Source organism: Acinetobacter larvae, from assembly GCF_001704115.1.
GTDB lineage: Bacteria > Pseudomonadota > Gammaproteobacteria > Pseudomonadales > Moraxellaceae > Acinetobacter > Acinetobacter larvae.
Window position 1 is genome coordinate 3,045,901 of record NZ_CP016895.1, and the last position, 18,770, is coordinate 3,064,670.

General features: G+C 44.9%; 19 protein-coding genes. All 19 read right to left on the reverse strand.

Going from position 1 to position 18,770, the window contains the following annotated elements; all coding sequences use genetic code 11:
• Positions 1-32 precede the first annotated feature (32 nt).
• The 19 genes from BFG52_RS13585 to BFG52_RS13675 all read right to left on the reverse strand — a co-directional run bounded on the left by BFG52_RS13585 (position 33) and on the right by BFG52_RS13675 (position 18,752).
• Entirely contained in the window at positions 33-473 is a 441-nt protein-coding gene (locus tag BFG52_RS13585) for an ApeP family dehydratase (protein ID WP_067557335.1), read from the reverse strand.
• Positions 470-1,660 (reverse strand): beta-ketoacyl-ACP synthase, encoded by a 1,191-nt coding sequence (locus BFG52_RS13590; protein ID WP_067557337.1) that lies wholly within the window; start codon positions 1,658-1,660, stop codon positions 470-472. Before BFG52_RS13590 ends, BFG52_RS13585 begins: the two co-directional genes overlap by 4 nt.
• Positions 1,657-2,205 (reverse strand): DUF3261 domain-containing protein, encoded by a 549-nt coding sequence (locus tag BFG52_RS13595; RefSeq protein WP_067557340.1) that lies wholly within the window; start codon positions 2,203-2,205, stop codon positions 1,657-1,659. Before BFG52_RS13595 ends, BFG52_RS13590 begins: the two co-directional genes overlap by 4 nt.
• Positions 2,205-3,590, reverse strand: a complete 1,386-nt coding sequence (locus BFG52_RS13600) for an NAD(P)/FAD-dependent oxidoreductase (RefSeq protein ID WP_081408709.1) — start codon at positions 3,588-3,590, stop codon at positions 2,205-2,207. Before BFG52_RS13600 ends, BFG52_RS13595 begins: the two co-directional genes overlap by 1 nt.
• A 15-nt stretch (positions 3,591-3,605) precedes the next feature.
• On the reverse strand, positions 3,606-5,951 hold the full coding sequence (locus BFG52_RS13605) for an MMPL family transporter (protein WP_067557343.1): 2,346 nt from the start codon (positions 5,949-5,951) through the stop codon (positions 3,606-3,608).
• A complete protein-coding gene (locus tag BFG52_RS13610; protein ID WP_228703759.1) occupies positions 5,920-6,660 on the reverse strand; it encodes an outer membrane lipoprotein carrier protein LolA in 741 nt (246 codons plus the stop codon). The genes BFG52_RS13605 and BFG52_RS13610 overlap by 32 nt, the downstream gene beginning before the upstream one ends.
• A gap of 167 nt (positions 6,661-6,827) precedes the next feature.
• Positions 6,828-7,250 (reverse strand): acyl-CoA thioesterase, encoded by a 423-nt coding sequence (locus tag BFG52_RS13615; protein ID WP_067557347.1) that lies wholly within the window; start codon positions 7,248-7,250, stop codon positions 6,828-6,830.
• On the reverse strand, positions 7,235-8,827 hold the full coding sequence (locus BFG52_RS13620) for an HAL/PAL/TAL family ammonia-lyase (RefSeq protein WP_067557355.1): 1,593 nt from the start codon (positions 8,825-8,827) through the stop codon (positions 7,235-7,237). Before BFG52_RS13620 ends, BFG52_RS13615 begins: the two co-directional genes overlap by 16 nt.
• Positions 8,808-9,728 (reverse strand): LpxL/LpxP family acyltransferase, encoded by a 921-nt coding sequence (locus tag BFG52_RS13625; protein ID WP_067557358.1) that lies wholly within the window; start codon positions 9,726-9,728, stop codon positions 8,808-8,810. The genes BFG52_RS13620 and BFG52_RS13625 overlap by 20 nt, the downstream gene beginning before the upstream one ends.
• A 5-nt stretch (positions 9,729-9,733) precedes the next feature.
• Positions 9,734-10,510, reverse strand: coding sequence for a glycosyltransferase family 2 protein (locus BFG52_RS13630; RefSeq protein WP_067557362.1), 777 nt, complete (start codon positions 10,508-10,510; stop codon positions 9,734-9,736).
• A 15-nt stretch (positions 10,511-10,525) separates the two neighbouring features.
• On the reverse strand, positions 10,526-12,199 hold the full coding sequence (locus BFG52_RS13635) for an AMP-binding protein (RefSeq protein WP_067557365.1): 1,674 nt from the start codon (positions 12,197-12,199) through the stop codon (positions 10,526-10,528).
• Between the two features lie 3 nt (positions 12,200-12,202).
• Positions 12,203-12,724 (reverse strand): COG4648 family protein, encoded by a 522-nt coding sequence (locus BFG52_RS13640; protein WP_067557368.1) that lies wholly within the window; start codon positions 12,722-12,724, stop codon positions 12,203-12,205.
• 31 nt (positions 12,725-12,755) lie between these two features.
• Complete coding sequence (locus tag BFG52_RS13645) at positions 12,756-13,004, reverse strand: acyl carrier protein (protein ID WP_067557371.1); 249 nt, start codon at positions 13,002-13,004, stop codon at positions 12,756-12,758.
• A gap of 12 nt (positions 13,005-13,016) precedes the next feature.
• Positions 13,017-13,277, reverse strand: a complete 261-nt coding sequence (locus BFG52_RS13650; protein WP_067557374.1) for a phosphopantetheine-binding protein — start codon at positions 13,275-13,277, stop codon at positions 13,017-13,019.
• Between the two features lie 427 nt (positions 13,278-13,704).
• Positions 13,705-14,511, reverse strand: a complete 807-nt coding sequence (locus BFG52_RS13655; RefSeq protein WP_228703845.1) for a lysophospholipid acyltransferase family protein — start codon at positions 14,509-14,511, stop codon at positions 13,705-13,707.
• The gene (locus BFG52_RS13660; RefSeq protein WP_067557379.1) at positions 14,505-15,137 is read right to left on the reverse strand and encodes a beta-ketoacyl synthase chain length factor; all 633 of its coding nucleotides are present in this window, start codon (positions 15,135-15,137) and stop codon (positions 14,505-14,507) included. Before BFG52_RS13660 ends, BFG52_RS13655 begins: the two co-directional genes overlap by 7 nt.
• Before the next feature lie 162 nt (positions 15,138-15,299).
• On the reverse strand, positions 15,300-16,709 hold the full coding sequence (gene der, locus BFG52_RS13665; RefSeq protein WP_067557381.1) for a ribosome biogenesis GTPase Der: 1,410 nt from the start codon (positions 16,707-16,709) through the stop codon (positions 15,300-15,302).
• Positions 16,710-16,899: 190 nt separating this feature from the next.
• Positions 16,900-18,048 carry an outer membrane protein assembly factor BamB gene (gene bamB / locus BFG52_RS13670; RefSeq protein ID WP_067557383.1) on the reverse strand — a complete coding sequence of 383 codons (1,149 nt, stop codon included), beginning with the start codon at positions 18,046-18,048 and terminating at the stop codon, positions 16,900-16,902.
• Entirely contained in the window at positions 18,048-18,752 is a 705-nt protein-coding gene (locus BFG52_RS13675; RefSeq protein ID WP_067557385.1) for a YfgM family protein, read from the reverse strand. The genes bamB and BFG52_RS13675 overlap by 1 nt, the downstream gene beginning before the upstream one ends.
• Between the last annotated feature and the right edge of the window lie 18 nt (positions 18,753-18,770).

Genomic DNA, 18,770 nt, shown 5'->3' on the forward strand with positions numbered 1-18,770 from the left:
GGTCGAAGCATACCTGTCACACATCGCCTGCATTACAGCTTAGCGCGCTCAGCATCGCTCGGCTCATAGACACTCAATACAGCACTCAATACATGCTGACGATAGAATATTTCGCATTGAAATTGCCCCAAGCCCTCATGCACAAACTGCTGTTCGGCGCGGATCTGTAGCGTTTCCCCCAACGCAAAATATGCGCATGGCAATTGCAACTTACGGCTCCCCAATAAAAACCCGATTTTAGGTGCTTGCTGCTGTTTTGCACCTTGTAAGCCAGCATAACAACTAATGGTCTGCGCCATGATTTCGATACTGACCCAAGTCGGTAGTCCAACTTGCTCACAAAATAGCAAGTCTGGGCGAATCTTTAGGCTGGTTTCGATAGACTGTGCATCAAAAGCTGTTATTTGATCCACAAATACCATGGGAGCTTGATGAGGAATCAAATCAAGTGCGGGATAAGGAAGTGAAATCATGCGTGCCCTGTTGCGAAGATCAAACTAATATTACTGCCACCGAAAGCAAAAGAATTGCTCATGACATAGCGAAGATGCTGGTCTATCTGTGCATCATGCACATAATTTTGTTCAGCCAATGCTGGATCCAGTGCATGGGCATGGTGTAATGGTAGCCATGCTTGGTCCAATAAAACTTGCATGCAAATATACGCTTCTAAGGCTGCCGCAGCACCAAGACAATGCCCGGTTAAATGCTTGGTGCTACTGATGGCAGGGCGATGTTGCGCAAAGACTTGCTGCAGCGCTTTGATTTCCATTGCATCGTTATGTAGCGTGGCAGTGCCATGTAAATTTAAATAATCAATGGCTGTCGCTGGTAGCTGTGCTTGTTGTAATGCAGCACGCATCGCCTGCGCTGCGCCGCGTCCCTCTGGATGCGGTGCAGAAATATGCCAAGCATCCATACTTTCACCTGCTGCCAACAACTGCACCGCAGCACTTTGTTTGGTCAATAGAAAAACGCTAGCGGCCTCACCAATGTTGATACCATCACGTGCCGCACCACAGGGCTGAGCAATGCCAGCACTTAAATTTTCTAAGCTATTAAAGCCATTTAAGGTCAAATGGCATAGAGTATCGACCCCAGCAACCAAGACCGCATCTGCAACATCTGCATGCAATAAACGTTGTGCTGTGGCTAAGGCTTTGGCACTGGATGAACAGGCCGTCGACACGGTATAACTCAAGCCCTGCCAGCCCAAATAACACTGTAAGGCTTTGGCTAAACAGCCCATATTTTGTTTGGCTTGCCAGATTGTGGTGTTCTGCCCCTGTAAATGCGCCCGAATCAAAGCTTCGTTATCGGCAATGCCTGAAGTTGATGTTCCCACCACAATCGCCAAGCGCGTTTTGTCCATAGATGCCACATGTGCCAGTACAGCCTCTTCAATCTGCTGTAATGCCGTCAAGGCAAAGCGTAAATGGCGTGATTGCCAAAAATCCAGCGGTGCTGGCACAGCTTGTAACAGTTCACCCGAATATGCGCCAACCCAACGGGTCACGCCTTGAATCCATTGGCTCGACGCTTGTAAGGGTTGGGCACTATGATCGGTCAATTGCTGCCGTAGCTGAGTCGCTGTTGCCCCTAAGGCAGAAAGACTCGCAGCATACTGAATGCCTACCGCACTTGGACTTGATCTATTCACGAAGCATCCTTGGGCAAATCTTCTAAAGTATTTTCGACCGCACTGAAATGCATCTGATACGGCACCTGTTGGTTGTACACATCGATGCCATCCTCTTGTACTTGAATGTTCAGTACAGGCTGTTGCTTGATGTAAATCACACGCTGTTGCTCTTGTTGCTGCATCTCGACATCTGCAATAGTGGCTGTGGCGAATTGCGGATAGGTGGCAAATAAAATATCACGTACTACAAAGTCAAAGGGCAACAGTTTCATCGCATCAATACGCTGGATAACCTTGACCTGCTGACCATCATACTGTAGCTGAAATAATACCTGCCCCGTCAAACTTAAGGCTAACAATTCGAGCTGCGACGCTTGCTGCGTTTGATACAGCAAAAAGCTAAAACTTTTGTCTTTCCACTGCACCTCAACCTGATCCTGACGTTGGTACTGCATGGCTTGCCACTGCGGATTGATCAAACCCGGTGCCGCAGGAATCAGAGCTTGACAGCCAGTGAAAATAACACCTGTACACAGTAAAGAAATGGCAATAAGACGACGCATTATAAAATCTCAAGCATGTGATCGCTATGACGCTGTTCACGACAATAACTGGCCAAGGTATGCAGGCGTTGTTCGGCATTTTTATGAATTGGATTTTGCTCATCCCAAGCATAACCAGCCAATAACGATGAAATCATACGGCGTATTTTATCATTTTGCGATGTGGCAAATACCACGTCCTGAAACTCACCGCTATACCACGCCTCTACATAGGCACGAAAAACCTGTATGCCTCGGCGTAACGGTTGTTCGTATTGTTGTTGCCAATCGACCGACTCGCCAGCCAGAGTTTTTTCGACCAACGGCACAGCCAAGCTTGATGATTTTAAGGCGATGGTGATGCCAGAAGAAAATACCGGATCGAGAAATTCACCCGCATTGCCCAATAACGCAAAGTTATGCTGTGCCAGATATTTTACATTGGCCGAATAACCAACCAGACTGCGTACTGGGGTAATGAATTTTTTGTCTTTTAGCACCTGACTCAAAGCAGGGTCATCTGCCAAAATCTGTTCAAATAAGGCTTGTAAAGCTTCGGGGCTGGTGTCGGCAAACCCATAATGGTCAAAGAAATCCTGTTCTGCCACCACGCCAAAAGAGCTGGTACCGTCGGCAAACGGAATGAGCCAATACCAAGCACGATGGTCTTTTTCATGCACGGTAATTAAAATTTTATTGCGGTCAAAATCGCTTTGTTCAGCACGTTGTTCAGTAATGCCATCGGCAATATGAGCAAATACCGCACGGCGTACTGGAAAATTAGACGGCGATTCAAGATCGAGTATTTTCGGTAACACACGCCCAAAACCACTGGCATCCAATAAAAATTTAGCCTGTAGTTGATAGACCTGCCCGTGTGCATCTCGCACGGTCAAATACGGATGCTGCTGAGCAACATCGACCGCCAGCACTTCATGCCCAAAACGTAAGTCCGCGCCTTGTTGCTGCACGGCATCTGCCAAAATCTGATCAAAATGCGCGCGCTTGACTTGCCAAGTCGTTCCAGGTCCTGCACTAAATTTCTCGGTAAAATCATAAGCACTACGCTGCTGACCGCGTAAAAATGCAGCACCATTTTTAAACTGGAACGCATACTGCTTTTGCTGGTCTCGGATGGTATCCAATAAACCAGCCTGCTCTAAAAAGACCATCGATTGCGGCAACAGTGATTCACCGATACTAAAACGTGGAAAATACTGTTTTTCCAGCAGAATAACCTGATAGCCCTTTTGCCGTAATAGTGCAGCAGCCGAACAGCCTGAAGGTCCTGCCCCGATAATCACCACATCCGTTTGTTCTACTGCAAGGGCTTCTGTTGTTGCTTGTTCTGGCGCAGCATGTACTGTGTGTTGAGCATTTGCGCTGTCGTTATTTGAATGCTTCATTTTTTCCCCAAAACTTCATTCATCTGGATTAATTTGATTGCTATCTGCTGTGAGTGCGGTATAACGTGGGTCGGCTTTAGTCAATAATGTGGCATAAACAAAAGAGAAAATCACACCCAAGAGTACTGTTAAGCCAAAACAGTGTATGGCGTAGGTATGACTCAAGGACAATAAGCCAAAACCAAATAGCGTCGACATCATACACAGAAACAATGCCATACCCACGACTTGCGGATGGTCATGCCCATGACGGTAGAAAATGGCATAGTCGACCCCTAGACCCATAATCAAAAATGCCGCCATAATGCTAAATAGATTAATTTCAACGCCCATCCACGCTTGTATGGCAAAGGTACTGAGCAATGCCATACAGACTGGCAACATCAAAGACACGATGGCGCGTATGCCATAGATCAAGCTCAAGGCCAATCCCAAGGCCAACAAAGCATAGCCCAATAAGTATTGCGCTTGAATGCGGTGCTCATAAAACAGCTCCGACAACTCTGCCACTGGACGAATCAGGCTGACCTGTTCACTTTGTAGTTGTTCTAAGGCGGGTAAAAGATGAATACCTTGTAATAAGATCAAACGCTCGGTCGGACTGACCTGCAAAAATGCTAAGGGATGCTGACTAAAGTCTGCCAAGCTAAGCGGTCGCTGCTGGGACAGCTGTTGCTGCCATTGTCGTAGCGTAGCAACATCAAGTTGTAAAGCATCGGCATAGGTCATTAAGGTCGCATCAGGCAGGGCTTGTAGCGCTTTAATATTGGCTTGTTGCTGGGCAACTGACGGAATAACTTGCGCAATGGCTTGGAAACTCTGCAATGCCCCATCTTGTTGTAACTGCTGTAATTTTTGCAATAGCGTCTGTTCTAATTGTTGTAGTTGCTCAGCACTGTCAGCACGTAATAACAAATACTCTTGTCCTTGTTGCTGAGCGAAACGTTGACGAATATATTGGTCCTGTTGCTGTAATGTCGGGTCCATGGTCTGTAGGTTATGCACATCATCATTGCTTTTTAGCCACCACAAACTACTTGCCGTCGTGATCAGAATCACCACGATCATGCCATAACGTACTGTATGCTGTCGTTGCATCCATAGCCGTGCTTGACCAATCCATGCCAAACGTCGAATCGCCGGTGCGGCATTCAGTGCAGGCAATCGCGGCAATAATAAAATACTGCTCACCCATGCCGCAGCCAAGCCCATCATCGAAAACACCGCAATCTGCTTAAAGCCGGGAAAAGGCGTAAAACTCAAGAATACATAGGCAACTAAGGTAGTCATCAGCCCAATAAATAGACTCGGTAAAATCGGTTTTAATACCGCAAAGCCAGTCCGTTTTGGCTGCTGAGACTGCAATGCCATAAAGTAAAATGAGAAATCGACACAGACCCCGATAAGACTGGCACCAAACACCAAAGTCATAATATGGATTTCACCAAAAATATAATGGGTTACTGCAAAAGCCAGCAATGAACCAGTACTCACCGCAATAAACTCAGTCAGCATGGGGCGAATAGAACGAAAGCCAAACCAAACCAATAACAAGACGCCTAAACTTGAGCCCAGACCAATAGTTGAAATCTCGTCTTTGGCAGAGTTCGTCCCCGCCGTCGAAAAGATCAAGGTCCCAGTCCATGCACTGTTAACCCCCAATTGTTGTAATTGCTGCCGTGTCTCGGCAATCCAAGCGCTGCTTTGTCCCTGATAACGCACGTTATATGGGCTTTGTGCCAAGTCTAAAATGAGCAGACGTGATAGACCTTGCTGATCTTCAAGTGTGGCAAAACCATCTTGCATATCGATGGCTTGTGCTGCATGTTGTTGCTGTAAACCCATCATATAACGCGGAAATAGCAACAGCGGATCTTGCTGCAATAACTGCCCTGTAATGGGCATACCTGGGCTCAGCACTTGTAATAAACTGCGTTCAATCAAGGCATCGATGTCTTGTTGTTGAATACTGGCAATATCCTCAGCATTGATCAGACCAGCACGATGCTCAAAATACACTTTACCCAATTGGTTCAAATCGGCTTGTGGTTTTAAGGGATGCCACAGTTCTTGATGCTGTTGCATGCGTTGACGCAGCAGAGCCGTTGCCTGTTGTAGCTTTTCTGGATCTTTGGCATCAAGCACAACAAAGACTTTTTGATTCAGCGCCTGATTGACATGCGCACGTGCGCGATCCAAAACGGGATCTTGCTGTTGACTCGGCAGCAAGGCAAAAATATTGGTTTGAATATGAAGCGTCTTGCTCCACCATGCCTGCCCAACGGCAACAGCTGTTATGATCAATAACAGCAACCAAAGTACCGTGAGTCTATTTGGCCAATTGGAAAAGAGCGTTTTCATGTGCAGTCAACTGTTGCGGTTGTGAGCTTTGTCCAGTAAAACGAATTGCGGTGCTGTTCTGACCTTGTTCAGTAATCAGCAAATGATCGACATAACGTCCACCCACCGCATCGACACGCACAAATAGTTTTTTAAATAAGTTACTTTTTGGCGTCAGACTAATCTTCCATTGTTGTGGGGTATATTGCACACTGACCACATCAAAATTCTGCGCAATGGCTTGGCTATTGCCAGCCATCAATTGTAAGAACATGGTCGCCACCGATGCATAGGGCGATTTGTCTACTGCGATTTGACTCATGCTACGCTGGGTTTTTTGCACCAGTTTATGTTGGGTCACAATTAGATCTGCCTGTACTGGGCGCTGCATTTTCCATAACACCCCCTCGGCTTTACTAAACACCACGCTCCCATTGGACACAAAGCTTTTATTGACCCCGGTCAGTTGTTTTTTTTGCTCAAAGTTGGCACGCACAATGGCTGTCGCAGCCAGTTGTTGGAAAATTTTATTGAGATCATTATTTTGCATCTGGCTTTGCACATTGCTTTGCACTGGACTCTGAGCCTGTAGCGCTGTAGTGCTAAGTCCCAGCGAACAACAGAATAAAGCCAATACCAAATGCGTCATGCCAAGATGACGCACTGTGTAGCGCTGGGGTACAGCAGTTTTTTCATCACCCGCATTGTGGTGATTCGCATATCGTTGCATTATTTTCTCTACTATTTTCTCTATTTATTAGACCAACCATAACTTAGACCAACCATAACCGCAGCACGGGTACTGTCTTCAATGTGTCACCAAATTTCAATGTGTCACTCGGTTAATGTGTCACGCGCTGATCAAGGCAAGCATCAATGATCTCAACCCCTTAGCTATCATGAGTCGGCCACAAAATCAGGCCAGGCGGCTAAGCGTTCTAGCAGCACGGGGGGGGATTGCAAACACATACTTTGGCTGGCGATATCGACAGCAACTTGACAGGTAAAGCCCTGCGTCAAGCGTTTGCCGCTCTCAGCAGCATAAATGGTATAAGCGATCTTGAGCCGATTTTCCCATTCTTTTAATTCGGCACGAACTCGTATTTTATCTTCAAAAGCAATCGCTTGTGCATAACGAACATAGCTCTCGATCACTGGCCAAACATAGCCTGAAGCCTGCATATCCATGTAGTTATAAGCAAATTTTTTCAATAAAGCACAACGGGCGATTTCGAAGTATTTTAAATAATGTCCATGCCAGACCACGTGCATACGGTCGACATCATGAAAAGGGATTTCGATTTCTACATCTGCATACATGCTGATAGCTCCAATGTTTGCATTTCAAAGGCAGCGGCAAATTGTAGGTCTGCAAACCGCGCCACCAACGCTTCCAAGTCTTTTTGTAACGGACGATCTTCCACAACATACTGAAAATCTTGCTGAATCCAAGCAGCAAATTGCTGCAATGTTGGACTAAGTGCTGCGCTAGCACCACGTAAATAGACCGCTTGTAGTGCAGCACAACACAGTGCTGCCACAACTTGCTCGGTCAGCTGCACAACCCGTTGTGCATCGCGTGCGGCAATAGTGCCCATGCTGACTTTGTCTTGGTTATGGCATTCGGTCGAACGGGAAAAAATCGATGCCGCCAAAGTATGCTTTAATGCCTCGGCAGTCCAAGCAGACACAGCAATCTGTACCGCTTTAAAACCATGATTTAGCGGCAAACGTTCAGCTTGTGCCGCGGTTAAATTGCGTGCCAAGCCATTATTCATTTTATAGTCCACCAATTGTGCCAATTGCCGATCCAATAAGTCGGCGATATTGGCAACCATGATTTTTAAACTGTCCATCGCTTGTGCAATATGCCCACCATAGAAATGCCCCCCATGCAGAACACGGCGCCCAATCGGATCAATCAAAGGATTATCATTGCTTGAATTGAGTTCATTTTCAATGAATTGTCTTAACCAGCGACTTGAATCTGACCATACCCCAATCACGTGTGGCGCACAACGTAACGAATAGCGATCTTGTAGCCGTGCATTTTGCGCTTGTTGTTGGGCTTGATAATTTAACAATGTTCTCAAATGTGCAGCGACAGCTTGCTGTCCTGGATGGGGTTTTTGTGCAAACAGTACCTCATCAAAATGACTGGCATTACCATCCAGTGCAATCAAGTTCAAAGCAGTTAACATGGTCGCTGCCGTCGCAACTTGTTGGCTGCGTTTATACTGAATACACGCCATTGCCGTCATCACCGCTGTCCCGTTCATCAAGGCTAAACCTTCTTTGGGGCGTAAGGTTAATGGCGCGATATTTTTATCTGCATAGACTTGTGCCGTGTCTTGTATACGACCATCGGCATATACCTCACGCTCCCCAACAATGACCGCAGCAACATAAGACAAGGGCGTTAAATCGCCACTGGCGCCGACTGAACCTTCAGCAGGGATGACGGGAATAATATTTTCATTGAGCAAGCAAACCAAACGCTCTAATAGTGCCAATGAAACGCCAGAATAGCCACGTGCCAAAGAGCATAAACGACAGACCAATACCGCTCTTGCTGTTGCAATGTCTAAGCGCTCGCCCATGCCACAACCATGAAAACGCGATAACTGTAACGGAAGCTCATAGGCTTGTTCGACCGGCACCTCCACCAAACAAGAATCACCATAGCCTGTGGTTACGCCATAAATGACCCCATCCTCAAGCAATAACTGATCGAGAAAATCGGCACCCGCCTGTATCATATCGCGCCATGCTGCATCATTCGGCAAAGCAACTGGACGTCGTTGATAGGCCACGGCAATGACATCTTCAATGCTTAATGCCGCCAAGCCAACCTGCAATGGTGTAGCGCTATACATATTATTTGTTCCAGAATTCATAAAAATTAAACCATTGATAAGGTGCACGGATACAATGCATTTCGACGAGGTCGACATAACCACGTAATATTTTTGCGATTGCCTGCTCACGCTGCCCACGTGCCAAAGCTAAGGCGTCACTTAAGTGATGAATATGCAACTGAAAATGCTGACCATCTCGATAACAAAAAGCAGCCAAGAGTGGCACTTTTAAAATATTGCCCAAAACCCACGCCCCATGCGGCCACGCCGCCGAATGCCCCAAGAAAGGGAGATGGACAACGCGCGCAGAGGCGACGGGGACACGGTCTGCTGCAACAATAACCCATTCCCCCTGTGCCAGTTTTTCTTGCAATAACACCGCCGTTTCGATGCCCAGCTCATCGACACTGATCAGTCGTACATCTGCCTTGGCATTGAGTTTTTTTAAAAAACTATTGAATTGAGTTGCATGCTTTTGATAGACCAAGACATTGATCGGCTGGGCATGGTCCGCTTTTAATGCTCTTAACAGCTCGATATTGCCAAAATGCGACACCACAATAATGGCACCTTTGCCATAATGCTGTTGAAAATATTGATGCCCAGAAATTTGTAATGCCTGTTCAGGCACATGCCCGAGCCATGCTTCGATCTTGTCCAAGATTGCCACGGCAAAACTCATAAAATGCCGATAACTTTCACAGTATCCGGGCACTTTTTGAAAAGGTGAATCTGCTTGGGCATAGTCATGTAAACGTTGGAGATAATTCAGTGATGCCCGACGTGCGCTAGGCGCAAATAGCCAATACCATAAAATAATAAAATACAGCAAGAACAAGCAAAAGTAGCGCCCGCCACGACGATAAAACCATAGCATCAAATTTAAGCACAGCAAGCTACCGCGCTCTTGATAGTGGCTCCAATTATGCTGTTGTGACATCGCAGTTACTCACCAGACTGCCGCGGTGACCTCGACGACAGTTGCTGCGGCGCTCTGTGCTTTTGCTTGAGCAACTGTGGCAACCGACACAACATCCCCGCAAACAAACGGGCATGAGACTTGGTTAAACCCAAATTATCTTTCCAAAGATGAAAATGCGAAATCCCCTGTTCAGGATAAATCACAGCAGTGGGCAGATTGATAAATACTGCATTATGCCACTTTAAACGCACCAAAATTTCAGAATCAAAACTCATATCTGCACCAAGTTTGGCTTGCGCTAAAACTTTGCAGGTCGCAGCTAAGGGATAGACGCGAAAACCACACATGCTGTCATGGATGTCAAAAGATAAGGTATTAATCCACACCCAAATATGAGTTAGATAGCGTGCATATAAGCGTTTTTTCGGTACAGTCGCATCATAAATCGGTTGGCCAATCACCACCGCGTCTGGATGAGCAGCCGAAGTCTCTAAAAACCGAGCGATATCAGGCCAATGATGCTGACCATCCGCATCAATCTGTAAAGCATGCGTCATCCCTTGCGTATAAGCATGGGTCAAGCCCGTCATCACCGCTTGACCTTTGCCCATGTTGTGGGCGTGTTCTAATAGCGCAACCTGATCAAAATCTTGTGCGAGTTGGCGCAACAAGGCACTACAGCTTGCATCACTGCCGTCATTGACCAGATAAATCGGCAAGCCATATTGCTTTAATTGCGTCAATAAGGCAGTGAGATAATGCGGATGATTATAAACAGGGACCACAAAACAGTAAGACATCGATCTATTGCTCCGCTATGCCAGCGCATCAGTTTGAAATACCAAACGTCCTGAGGCGAGCATATCGTCATGCTGGGTTAGGCTAAAAATAATTTTATTGTGCTTGCGTTGTAACTGTAAGTCGCACAACGCATAAGGCTGGATAACTTTTTGAAATTTAATTTGCTCCAGTGCGCAACAAGCACCGAGATCAGACCAGTGATTTTTGGCAAAGCTTTGTATAAAAGCAATTTGCCCAACGCCCGGATAGATGGGATAGTCTGGGAAATGCCCCACAAAACAACGCAATTCAGGAGGAAATTCGAGGGTAAGCGTGATTGCGTCACTGCTTGTCTGCTGTGTCAACAACACGGGTAAATCTTGTGCTACAAATAAATCTCGCATCTGCTGCGCAGATAATTTAGCTTGGGCATTTTGTGGTAACTGCTGTAAAAAGCGCCACTTTTTAGGAATCGCAATGCCTTCTAAACGCTGTTGTAGCTGATGTTTCAGTGCCTTAACACAGGCAGCTTTGCCTTCTTGTATCAGCTGGTGTCGGGCTGTTGCCGTCAGCACCACCACGGCTGCAAGCAATTGCCGCTGCTGATGTGTTAATAACAAGACATGACATTGCTCAACCTCAGCTAACTGTTGAATTTCATGTTCAATCTCATCTAAGCTAATACGCTTTTCTTCCAATTTAACAATACGATCCACTCGACCTAGCAAGCGAAAGCTGCCTGTTTGTGCAGCACCGACAAGGTCAATGCGATCCCCTGTGGCAATCCAATCCTGTTGATAAGCATGGGCTGTTTTGACCAACAGTTGCTCTTGCTGTGCGGCTATCTTGACATTGGCAAAGGCTTGCCATAAAGCCTCGTCTTGTTGGCGATAAGCAATGCCACCCGTTTCTGAGCTTCCTAAAATTTCAACAATGTCATGCCCAACTTCAGCGCGCACGCCACTGGGTAAACGCCCACCAGAACTCAATAACAATTGACAACGCTGTAACCGCACATCGGCACCCCAACGTTTTAACACCGCTGGACTAGCAACCACATAATTTGCATAAGCACGCTGCTGTAACTGGGTTTGAGCCTGAACAATATCTTCAGGAAAAGCCAATTGTTTCCGATAAAAGCCACGACCGCTACTCAGAGGCCACAACAATTTAAATAACAACCCATAGATATGCTGATGACTCACACTGGCTACAGCGATCGCGTGATCTGCCAATGAAAAATGCTCTTCCAGCCCCTGTACTTCTAGCAACAACTGCTTCAAATTGCGCGGAATTTGTTTGGCCACACCAGTTGAACCCGAGGTAAAAAAGCAAATGCTGCTCTCAGCCATCAATGCATCATCGAGTTCAATCGCATCTGCTCGACGCTGCACTGTGGCATGATCTAACTGAATATTTTGCCACGTCAAAAAATAAACCTGTTGTGCCGCCCACTGTTGCTCCAAGCTTGCAACACGATGCGGTGGTAAGATCAATTTCTTGCCAGCCAATAACGCAGCAAAAAACAGCACTAAAAACTGATAACTGTCTTGTTGCCATAACAACCAGGTCTGTTGTTGTAGGGCAGCAATAGCCTGTTGTTGCCCGGCAACATCTTGCCAAAACTCAGCAAAATCAATGGTATTACCCTGTTCATCTAGACATAGAATATTGTTGCGATAGGACTGTGAACTCAAATGACACAACATAACTTATTCATCACTCAAAGCATGGCGTCGTTGTTGGCGACGACGTAAAATATATTCAGAAAGTAGCAATATTCCCATCAACAGATAAGCAATCAACCCATTATAAAGTACCCAAATCTGAGTACTGCACCAGTACACGGTATAGTAGGCTATTGCGCCATTCAGTAAAAAAAACACGCACCAAACCTTGGTCACTTGACGCGTCCAGATCACACCTGTTTCTGGTAGATCTGGCTGTAAGATTCGTGCAAAACGCTCAATCATGGAGGGTGGTTTGCATAGCGTTATGGCAAAAATGCTCAGTGCTGCGATATTCATCAACACGGGATAGAGCTTTAACCAAGCTTGTTGCGGAAAGCATAAACTCAATCCGCCACAAAACAAGGCAATGCCGGTTAATGGCCACAATAACAACTGACTACGATCCCAAAACCGTAATACAGCCAAGGCGATCAGCAATACACTTCCCCACAGCAATTGCCCTTGCAGCAAACTATAGCCCACCACCAAAGGGTAGCAGAGCATCAACAGCAGACTGAGGATACGCAAAATGCCCTTACTCAGCAGTCATGTTTTGAATCACAGCCACTACATCGGCAATGGTTCGAACGGCTTTAAAGTCTTCAGCTTGTACTTGCTTACCGGTGAGTTGTTTAATTTTTACAACCAAATCAATTGCATCAATACTATCTACATCTAAATCTGTATATAGGTTGGAGTCCAATTGAATCGTATTGGGTTCGATTTCAAATAACTCTTGCATCCATTCTCTTAAGTGAGTCAATACTTCTTGTTGCGTTAACATGGCTCCCCCCTTTTAATTTTGACGTTGTGATTCGATTAATTGCACTAAACTATGCACGGATTTGAAATATTCACGCGTCTCAGTAGATTCCGCATTCAAATGAATATTATAGTTTTTTTTCAATGCCACGCCCAATTCTAGCGCATCAATTGAATCTAGTCCCAAACCTTCCCCAAATAAAGGTGCATCATTGTCGATATCATCAATGGCGATATCTTCTAACGCTAAAACATCGATAATCATCTGTTTTAGTTCATCTGCTAAACTGCTCATCTTCGTGTAACTCTTGTTCAATAAATTTTCTTCAATGAAAAATGCCGCTTTTTGATAAAGTGTTATACAACGCCTTATAAAAACATTGGCATATTTTCAAACTTATACCTAGCTCAACTTCGGTCTAGCCCAACTGAGGTGTAGTGCAACTGAGGTCTAGCCCAATCGGCAAGATCGCAATCGTTTTAACCTTGCCATCTTGCATTCAATCAAACGGATAATCATTGTTCATCGTCTGTTTAGCTTTCAGAAAGCGCTATTTGATGATGGTCACCCACAGCATCATATAAAAGCTTTCAAAATATAAAGTTTACAGACTGCTACGCTTTCGGATTATTTTAAATTGCTGTGCATTTTACTCAATTGACCAAAGAGATAAAGTTTTATCTCTATAGACACACTCAATTGTATGCTTTAACTACACCAATCATTCATTAGCAACTGTTTTACTTAACTCTCGATAAAAAAACTGCTGCAACTGACGATTTAAAGCCCGAACATTGCGTGGATTCACGCTTAAATCTTCCAGTAAATCATTTAACTGTAATGCATCCATGATTTTAATCTCGATATGAAATGCACGCTGGGGAATCTTATACCATTTCTCATTTTTACTCAGCGTTGACGGGGTACAACGAATCACAATGGGACGTATCGGCAATTGTGTTCGTAACGCAATATTGGCTGCACCACGTTGAAAGTCATTTAAAATCTCAGCTTTGGCGGTACGAGTACCTTCTGGAAAGATCAATAATGAGCTTTGCTCATCTTGTTTAAGGGTTGCAATACAGTCCTGAATAAACTGCTCAGAACCAGCATTAATAATATAACCGGCACTGCTAATCGGACCATGGGTAAAAGGATTATCCAATAACGCCTGTTTGACCACACAATGTGCTGGTTTCATTGCAGCCAATAGTAAAACCACATCAATTAATGTTGGATGGTTTGCAATCACCAATTCTTGCGGTGCAGATTGTAGTTTTTCTAGCCCCTCAATGTGATAACTCATCACACCGAGTTTATTGACCAACAGCACAAAACTTTTAAAGGCATATTTGATCACCAGCTTTGCTTGTTGCTCACGCTGTGCCGGTGTTTTTGCAGTCAGTTTTAATATCGGTGCAATACAGCCAGCAATGACCACACCACCGACCCCAAAACTGACAAAGCTCATGCCTGTGGCAGCGACACGCCAGCCATAATTTATTTTTCGTTTGATCAATTTTACCAACATTTATACCAAGCCTGATCCTGCCGAATTGCAGCATTCTGCCAAAACTTATAAAAATCAAGAGCATCATGATAGTATGCGCGATGATTTGCCCGAGCCACTGCAGGCAGGTCAAGGCTTAAATTGGCATGTTCCAAACTGACGATGGCACTGAGTGCAAAACCTTCAAAAGCTTCTGCATCTTGATAGAGCTCAGGCAAGGCTTGTTCATAATACACCAGCATAACCTTAGCCTGAGGGTGTTGTTTTAACCAAGCATACGCATCGACTAAGGCTTCAGACCAGCTGGCAGACACGCTGGTTGATGGCGTATCATCTTGAAATAAAATAGAATATAAACCTGCGATTGCATTATGTACCGACGTAGAAAATGCCGTAGGCGAAGCCGGTTGGTCCTGTAAAATATCTTCTAAAATTTTCAGCGTTTTACTTTCGTCAGCATATTGACTTGCCCAAATCATGTAGTCGACCGAACTTCCGGCTAAACACTGTGCTGCACTATCTAAGGCTAATTTGGCAAGTGTCGATAAACGTCGACGCTGCATGGCAGGAATTGATGAAAGTGCTTCATAATGATTGTCGGTGATCACTTGATATCGCACACACGATAAGTTGATTGAAATCATGATTCATCAAATACCAATTTTTATTGAAACGAATTTTATTGGGGCAGAAGTATAGCAGTCTAAGGCTTAAAAGAATATCGTTATATCAAGAAAACAGCCGGCAAAAAAAAACCAAGCATTTCATTTTGCTTGGTTTTTAATGATAATTGGGATCAAAAAAGCTTAACGTTTAAACTTTTTCTCTGCCTTTTTGAACTTCTGGACATAACGACGACGACGTGCTGCCACCCGTTCATCCACTTGAGACTTGCGTCCTTCAAATGGGTTTTCAGAGGTTCTAAAATCAATTTTGACTGGTGTACCTTCTAGTTTATACACTTTACGGAACACGTTTTCGAGGTAACGACGATAATCCGCTGGGGTTTTGTCGACTTTATTACCATGAATCACAATCGTCGGTGGATTTTGCCCGCCCATATGGGCATAACGCATCTTGATCCGGCGCCCACTAATCATTGGCGGTTGATGGGCATCTGTTGCATCATTCAAAATTTGCGTCAGTTTAGAGGGGGTGACTTTGAGATTAGAAGAATCATACGCACGGTGAATCGATGGATATAAATCTCCCACACCCGTGCCATGTAATGCTGAAATTAAATGCACACGCGCCCAAGGAATAAAATCAAAACGACGTTCGATATCCATCTTACATTGGCTACGCGCATAATCGCTCATGTTATCCCATTTATTAATGGCAATGACCATGGCACGACCAGCCTCTAAGGCATATCCGATCAAATGCAAATCTTGCTCGACCACACCTTCACGCGCATCGATAACCACCACCACCACATGCGCATCTTTAATCGCTTGTAGGGTTTTTACGATAGAGAATTTCTCTACCATTTCATCAACTTTACCTTTGCGGCGCACCCCTGCTGTATCGATCAGGGTATATTTACGTTCATTGCGCTCAAAAGGAATATAGACCGAATCACGCGTGGTACCTGGCATATCAAATACCACAACACGGTCTTCGCCCAACAAACGGTTTACTAGCGTTGACTTACCCACATTCGGACGACCAATCACCGCCAAACGTAAACCGGTTGCTTGATCGAGCGCTTCTGGATTTTCGTCTTCAGGAACATCTTCCAAGACATCTTCCAGCATCTGCGCCACACCACGACCATGACTGGCTGCAACTTGAATCGGCTCACCCAAACCAAGTTTATAAAACTCAACAATAGCCGCTTCTGCATGTACGCCATCGACTTTATTGGCAACCAAGAAGACTTTTTTGCCTAAAGTCCGTAATTCACGGGCGATCTGCTCATCAGATGCCAACAGACCCGCGCGAGCATCAACAACAAATACAATTAAATCAGCTTCATGAATAGCAGTTTTTGACTGCTCTGCCATATAGGCATCAATCCCAGCTTCACTTTCACCGATCCCACCAGTGTCCACCACAATAAAGGACTTGTTTTGAAACACAGCATCGCCATATTTACGGTCACGTGTAAGCCCTGCAAAATCTGCGACCAAAGCATCGCGACTTTTAGTGATTTGATTGAATAATGTAGATTTTCCAACGTTGGGGCGGCCAATCAGCGCAATAACGGGTTTCATACAATAACCTTTATTTAAAAACCAGCCATCTCACATGGCATGAGCACCAGTATATATTGAATCGGGGTTTTAACTTAAATTTTAGCTTAACAAAAACGAAAATACGGGGATCTGAATGTTGATTCAAATTCCCCGACAAAGCTTTACCCTTGAATGGGTGGCGAAGTGTATCACAACCACACTGCTAAAATTAAGGCGTTTTCCAAGCAGTCAATGCACCTTTACGGGTTGAGACAAACAATTGTCCATCTACCACGCGTAATGAGCGTACATCACCACTGGTTTTAGAGCGTCCGAGTAACTGCCCTGAGTTTGGATCAAATAAGTGCAATACACCATCATAGTCCCCTACAACCAAATAGCGACCAAAGGCAACAGGGTTACTGAGATTGCGATGCAATAATTGATTATTGCGCCAGATTTCTTGACCGCTGAGCAAATCATAAGCCACCAGCTCACCCTCAGTTGTGGCAACAAAAACTTTGTTGTCCACGACACCAGGACCACTTAGGCTGCTGACATTTTCACTCCACACCACTTGTTGACTCGCCAAATCCAAGACGGTCACTTGTCCTTGGAAGCTGGTGGTTACCACATACTGTGCCACCACGATTGGATCGGAATTGATGTCAATCAAACGTTGAATATCCGAACGCCCTTCACTAACAGCAACGCGGCGCTGCATGCGAGGTACACCACTCAAACTGTCAATCACATAGACATAACCATTTGAGGTGGAGATCAACACATTTTCTTCACCCAAAGCCACAGGTGCAGCATGACCACGTAAACTCAACTGAGCATGCGGCAATTTATAGGTCCAGACTTGTTGACCCGTTTCGGTATTAAAGGCAAAGACCGTACCGTCATTGGCAATCACAATGGTACGATTCCCTTGAATCAAAGCTGGGCTAATACTCGCACCTGAAATCTGCGCAAGCCATTTTTCTTGACCGTTACTTTGATCGATTGCAAAGACTTGACCTTTATGGTTACCCACAACCACTAAGCCTTGTGCCGCTGCAACACCTGAGCTTAAACCGATTTTACTGACGCGTTGTGACCAAAGACGTTGTTTACCTTGATACGCTGCAACACTGCCTTTAGGATCAAGTAGAAAAACCACACCATTGTCACTATCCATTCTTAAACGCAATGGATCCTCTTGACTGGTTGAGGCAACGCTCTGGCTAAATACCGGCACCAAACTGCTTGCCTGTGCAAGTTTAGGCAGAGGATTGGGCTTAATCTTTTCTTCTTTCACTTTTTTGCTAGAACAGCCAGCAATCACTGCAGACAAAATCGCCAAAGCGAAGGGTATTATGTATTTTCTTTCCATTAAAGCTCATCCACATGCGTTAATATTGGGCGCTCAAGATCAGGATCTTCTACTAATACGCCAACACTTTCGAGTTTAATTTGTAAAATTTGACGTTCTTGTTTACGTTCAATCAAAGTATTCCAAGCCGCTTGATACGCTTTTTTGGCATTTGCTATATCATTTTTGGCGACATAAATATCCCCACGCGCTTCATCTACTGTTGCTTTAAACGTATCTTCTTGAACTTTATCTAAGGTTTTTAAAGCAACATCAAATTTCTTTTGTGCCAGTTGCGTATCGGCCAACTGAATCAATAAAATGCTTCTTAAACCTTCATCTTTCAATTTTGAAGATTCAGCTTTGGTTAAAATGCGCTCAGCCAAAGCATAATCATTTTTATTGTACGCTTGCTTTGCCATAACCAATTGTGCTTGCAAAGCTTGTACGGAGTCTGGATCTTCTTGCAGGATACTCTCGGCTGATGCTGCTAATGCGGCAAAGGCTTTGGCATCGGGCTGATCACCCAAAGCGCGCGCTTCATCCATAAACATCGCAGTTTTTGCAGTTTGCTTTTGTAGCTTGGCAGTATTTTTATTTTGCCAATATTGCCAAGCAAAAAATGCAATCAGCGCAACCAAAATCAAACTCAAGACTTTTGAGCCATATTTTTTCAAAAATGACTTTAGATCATCAAGTTGTTCATTCTCTGTCATTGCGCTCATATATTTACCCTTATATTT